General features: G+C 72.8%; 4 protein-coding genes. 3 read left to right on the top strand and 1 reads right to left on the bottom strand.

The features are described 5' to 3' along the window. The 3 genes from K206_RS39345 to K206_RS0126470 form a co-directional block, all read left to right on the top strand. On the top strand, positions 1-1,210 hold a 1,210-nt coding region (locus K206_RS39345), incomplete at its 5' end, for an amidase (RefSeq protein ID WP_020205396.1). A 49-nt stretch (positions 1,211-1,259) separates the two neighbouring features. Further along, positions 1,260-2,591, top strand: coding sequence for an MFS transporter (locus K206_RS0126475; protein WP_020205395.1), 1,332 nt, complete (start codon positions 1,260-1,262; stop codon positions 2,589-2,591). 83 nt (positions 2,592-2,674) lie between these two features. Beyond that, positions 2,675-3,142, top strand: coding sequence for a hypothetical protein (locus K206_RS0126470; protein ID WP_043367119.1), 468 nt, complete (start codon positions 2,675-2,677; stop codon positions 3,140-3,142). A gap of 49 nt (positions 3,143-3,191) precedes the next feature. On the opposite strand, the gene K206_RS39340 is transcribed toward K206_RS0126470, so the two are convergent. Next, positions 3,192-3,549, bottom strand: a 358-nt coding sequence (locus K206_RS39340) for a citrate/2-methylcitrate synthase (RefSeq protein WP_043367118.1), incomplete at its 5' end; no start/stop codon positions are given.

Here is a 3,549-nt window from a genome sequence, read left to right as displayed (position 1 = left end):
CCAGCGCGGCAACATCGCCACCGGCGACGCCGCCGTGGTCGAGCGCCTGCGCGCGGCCGGCGCCGTGCTGCTGGGCAAGACCAACGTGCCGATCGGCCTGCGCGACTGGCAGAGCTACAACGCCATCTACGGCACCACGCGCAACCCGCACGACCCCGCCCGCACGCCGGGCGGCTCCTCGGGCGGCAGCGCCGCCGCAGTCTGCGCCGGCATGAGCTTCTTCGACGTGGGCTCGGACATCGGCTCCTCGCTGCGCAACCCGGCGCACTACTGCGGCGTGTTCTCGCACAAGAGCAGCCACGGCCTGATTCCGCTGCGCGGCCACGGCATCGGCCGCACCTATGGCGAGCAGGACATCAACGTGGCCGGGCCGCTGGCGCGCAGCGCGCGCGACCTGGAACTGCTGCTGCACGCGCTGGCCGGCCCCGACGGCAGCGAGGCGCTGGCCTACCGGCTCAGCCTGCCGCCCTGCGACAAGCGCGCGCTGGCCGATTTCCGTGTCGCCGTGCTGCCCAGCCATCCACTGTGCGAGGCCGACGCCGAAGTCAGCGGCCAGATCGAGACGCTGGGCCGCTGGCTGGAGGCGCAAGGCGCCCACGTGCGCTGGAACGTGCGCCCCGATTTCGACGCCGCCGCCCTGTGGCACACCTACGTGCTGATGCTGCGCGCCACCACCTCGGTCCACATGGACGACGCCGCCTTCGACGCCGCGCTGGCCCGCGCCGCCGCCGTGACCTCCAGCGCGCCGGACGACCACGACTACGCCACGCTGCAATTCACCGGCGCCGGCATCCGCCACCGCCAGTGGCTGCAGCTACAGCGGGCGCGCGCCGGCTTCGCCCAGGCCTGGCAGCGTTTCTTCGACGATTTCGACGTGCTGCTGTGCCCGGCCGCCGCCACCACCGCCTTCGCGCTGGACGAGGCCGGCGAGCCGTGGCAGCGCACGCTCCAGGTCAACGGCCGCGCGCTGCCGCTCACCAGCCAGTTGTTCTGGGCCGGCCATTCCGGCCTGTGCGGCCTGCCGTCGACAGTGGCCCCGATCGGCCCGGGCAGCAGCGGCCTGCCGGTAGGCGTGCAGATCGTGGCCGGGCGCTTCGCCGACCTGACCTCGCTGCGTTTCGCCCGGCTGCTCGAAGCGGCGGGTTTCGCCTTCCGGCCGCCGCCGGCGCATTCCGGCACGGTGCCGCGCGCTCCGGCGCGACAAGACTGACGACCCCCATCCACCAATAAGCAAAGACAGGCACAGACAAGGAGCGAGCATGCTGGACTGGTTCAAGGATCTATCCAAGATGGAGCGCAAGGGTTTCTACGGCGCGTTCCTCGGCCATGCAGTCGACGTGTTCGACTTCATGATCTATTCCTTCCTCATCTCGACGCTGCTCGCGCAGTGGGGCATGAGCAAGTCCACGGCCGGCGCCATCGTCACCTGGACGCTGGTGTCGTCGCTGGTGGGCGCCATCGGCGCGGGCATCCTGGCCGACCGCTACGGCCGCGTGCGCGTGCTGCGCTGGACCATCGTGGTGTTCGCGCTGGCCTGCTTCCTGTGCGGGCTGGCCAATTCGCCCGAGCAGCTGATGCTCTTCCGCATGCTGCAGGGCCTGGGCTTCGGCGGCGAATCCTCGCTGTGCATGGTGCTGGTGACGGAGATGATCCGCAACCCGGCGCACCGCGGCAAATACTCCGGCTTCGCGGCCAGCAGCTATTCGTTCGGCTGGGGCGCGGCGGCCATCGCCTACGCCGTCACCTTCAGCCTGTTCCCGGCCGAGACCGCCTGGCGCGTCTGCTTCTTTCTCGGCATCCTGCCCGCGCTAGTGGTGATCTACCTGCGGCGCAACCTGGAAGAGCCGGAAATCTTCGTCAAGAGCCAGGCCGAGCGCGCCGCGCACGGCGCCCCGTCGGCATGGCAGCAGCTCGCGCGGCTGGGCCGCCGGCCGCTGCTGGGCAAGACCATCCTGTGCAGCCTGCTGTCGGGCGGCATGCTGGGCGCCTACTACGCCATCGCCACCTGGCTGCCGACCTTCCTCAAGACCGAGCGCGGCCTGTCGGTGTTCGGCACCAGCTCCTACCTGGCCATGACCATCTTCGGCTCGCTGGTGGGCTACGTGGCCGGCGCCTACGCCACCGACCGCTGGGGCCGCCGCACCACCTACGTGGCCTTCGCCGCGGGCGCCTTCGTCATGGCGCTGGTCTACATGGTGATCCCGGTCTCGAACACCTCGATGCTGTTCCTCGGCTTCCCGCTCGGCGTGCTGATGCAGGGCGTGTTCGCCGGCATCGGCGCCACCATCTCCGAGTCCTATCCCAACGATATCCGCGCCACCGGCTACGGCGTCTCGTACAACGTCGGGCGCGTGATCGGCTCGCTGTTCCCGCTGTCGGTCGGCTGGCTCAGCACCGGCCGCACCTCGCTGCCGCTGGCCATCGCCATCGTGGCGGGAGTGGGCTACGCGCTGGTGATGGGCGCCGCGCTGCTGCTGCCGGAAACCAGCGGCATCGACCTGGGCCAGGCCGGTGGCGGCGACAGCGAGCACGAGCCGCCGGCCGAGCCCGTCCGGGCCATGCTGGCGCCGACTGTGGGCAAGCCCGCATAACGCGCGCGCGCCCGCTTGCCGGCGGGCACGGCGCTGCGCTAGTCTGCGCAACGGGGGGACACGCCTGCCCCCGTGGAGCCGCCATGCCCGCCGTCCGCCGCGCCCTTGCCCCACCCTTGCCCCGCCACCCGGCGGCGCGTTCCGGCGCGGCCCTCGCGGCCCTCGCGGCTTTCGCCGCGCTCGCGCTCGGCGCCTGCGCCAGCCTCGAGCAATCGGCCATGCAGCGCATGCTGGATTCCTGGCAGTCCGCGCCGATCGAGCAGGCCAAGGAACAGTGGGGCCCGCCGCAGTCCGTGCAGGCGGTGCCCGGCGGCACCGCCTACCTGTGGACCGAGGAAGTGCCGCCGCCGCACCCGCCCGGGAGCGGCCCGCGCGACGCCCGCGTGCCCGCCTCGCCCGAGCCGGTGCCGCGGCCCGGCCAGTGCCAGCGCCGCCTGATCGCCGGCCCGAACGGCCTCGTCATCGGCGGCGACTGGTCCGGCAATGCCTGCTGCCTCACCGCCGCCATCGGCCGCTGCGCGGAGCTGGCCAGGAAATCGGCCGGCACCTGAACGCCCGCGCCCCTCGCACGCCGGGCCGGCGCATCCGGTCCACCGCCGTCTAGCTGGCGGCTTCCGGGCGCGGCCCCACGTAGGCCGCGCGCGGGCGGATCAGCGCATCGCCGGCGCGCTGCTCCAGCGCGTGCGCGATCCAGCCGACCGAGCGGCCCAGCGCGAACATGCCGAACGCGGCGCCGGGCGGCAGCCGCAGATGCCGGCGCACGGCCACCAGCGCGAAGTCCACCGAGGGCCGCTGGCCGGACAGGCTGTAGGCCACGTCGATGATCTCCTGCCATTCGGGGTGATGCGCCAGCGTGCGCGCGAGCAGGCCGAACGCGCGCACGTCGCCGGCGGGATAGAGATGGTGGCCGAAGCCCGGCAGGTCCTCGCCGCGCGCCAGCCGCTCGCGCAGCCGGGCC

Origin of the sequence: Cupriavidus sp. WS (genome assembly GCF_000395345.1) — a bacterium.
Lineage (GTDB): Bacteria > Pseudomonadota > Gammaproteobacteria > Burkholderiales > Burkholderiaceae > Cupriavidus > Cupriavidus basilensis_B.
The sequence above is the reverse complement of the archived record's forward strand: the minus strand, read 5'-3'. Positions and strand labels throughout refer to the sequence as shown.

Bases quoted from the DNA above. Each gene is read 5' to 3' on its own strand.
- K206_RS0126475 (WP_020205395.1), top strand. From the start codon at position 1,260: ATGCTGGACTGGTTCAAGGATCTATCCAAGATGGAGCGCAAGGGTTTC.
- K206_RS0126470 (WP_043367119.1), top strand. From the start codon at position 2,675: ATGCCCGCCGTCCGCCGCGCCCTTGCCCCACCCTTGCCCCGCCACCCG.